Below are 1239 nucleotides of genomic sequence, written 5' to 3'. Positions count from 1 at the left end.
TAAAAAGTTTTGGGTGGTGTTTTTTTTTTTTAAACACCACCGCCCGGGGGGGGGGGTGGCGCGGCCGAGGGGGCCCCGGTTGCCCGGGGCCCCCCGCGGGGGCCGCAGGCGGCCCCGACCGCAGCTTCCGGTCCGGCCGGGCCCGGGGCCGCCGCGCCCGTGCGCGCCTTCCACGTGCGCCCGTACCGCTCCGTGGCCCTGGAGCGGCGCGGCCCGAACGGGCTGAGCACCATGATGCTGATGGTGGTCGTCACCACCCCGGCCGTGCTCGCCGCCGCCGCGCTGCGCCCCCGCTCGAAGGGCCGCGGGGCGGCCTCCTGAGATTCCGCCGCACCGCGGCACCGCGGCACCGAGCCGCTGACACACCGACGCATCCACGAACGGGAGATCCCTCGTGTCCGAATGGCTGGTCCTGGCCATCGCCATGGCGCTCGTCTGCGCCCTCGTCCTCGCCATGACCGTGATCCGGCACCGCCGGGTCGCGGACGACGAGGACACCAGCGAAACCCCCGATGTCATCGAGTACATGACGATGATGGTCGGCGTGGTCTACGCGATCGTCCTGGGCCTGGCCATCGCGGGGGTCTGGGAGGCGCGCGGTGCCGCCGAGGACAGCGTGCGCCGCGAGGCCCAGTCGCTCTACGAGGTCACGCAGCGGGCCGACGTCTACCCGGCGCCCGTCCGCGACCGGATCCGCGGCGAGGTGGACGCGTACGTCTCCCACACCGTGAACGTCGACTGGCCGCGGCTGGTCTCCGGCAGGGAGGCCTCTCCCGAGGGCGCGCAGCTGCTCGGCAGGCTCCGCACGGACGTCACCCACCAGAGCCCCGCCAATGAGCTCCAGGCGCAGGCGTACCAGCCGCTGCTCGACCAGATCGCGGCCGCCGACGACGCCCGGCACTCCCGTACCCAGAGCGACGAGTCCACCCTGCCGAGCGTGGTCTGGGTCGGGCTGCTGGTGGGCGGGGTCGTCACCATCGGGCTGATCTTCACCCTCCAGATCCGGCGCTCCGGGCGCGAGCTGCTGCTGGCGGGGCTCTTCAGCGCGCTGATCGTGTTCCTGCTGTTCATGGTCTGGAGCTTCGACGCCCCCTACGGCCGGGACGGAACCGACTCCGCGGGCGCCTTCCAGGACCTGTTCCCGGCCCTGTCGGTGACGGCCTCCCGCTGAGGCACCGGGGCCGCGGGCGGGGGCGGCGGGCGGCGGCCGCGGCCGTGCGGCCCCGGCGGGCTCAGCCC

General features: G+C 73.8%; 2 protein-coding genes. Both read left to right on the top strand.

Features of this window, described 5'->3' with window-relative positions; genetic code table 11:
- The first annotated feature begins 159 nt into the window (after positions 1-159).
- Positions 160-321: a hypothetical protein gene (locus WDV06_RS36915; RefSeq protein WP_395514165.1), complete on the top strand. Its 162-nt coding sequence runs from the start codon at positions 160-162 to the stop codon at positions 319-321.
- A 73-nt stretch (positions 322-394) separates the two neighbouring features.
- Positions 395-1171, top strand: coding sequence for a bestrophin-like domain (locus WDV06_RS36910; RefSeq protein WP_395514164.1), 777 nt, complete (start codon positions 395-397; stop codon positions 1169-1171).
- The last annotated feature ends 68 nt before the right edge of the window (positions 1172-1239 follow it).

This window comes from Streptomyces racemochromogenes (assembly GCF_044129415.1).
Lineage (GTDB): Bacteria > Actinomycetota > Actinomycetes > Streptomycetales > Streptomycetaceae > Streptomyces > Streptomyces racemochromogenes_A.
This window is presented reverse-complemented; position numbering and strand designations above follow the sequence as displayed.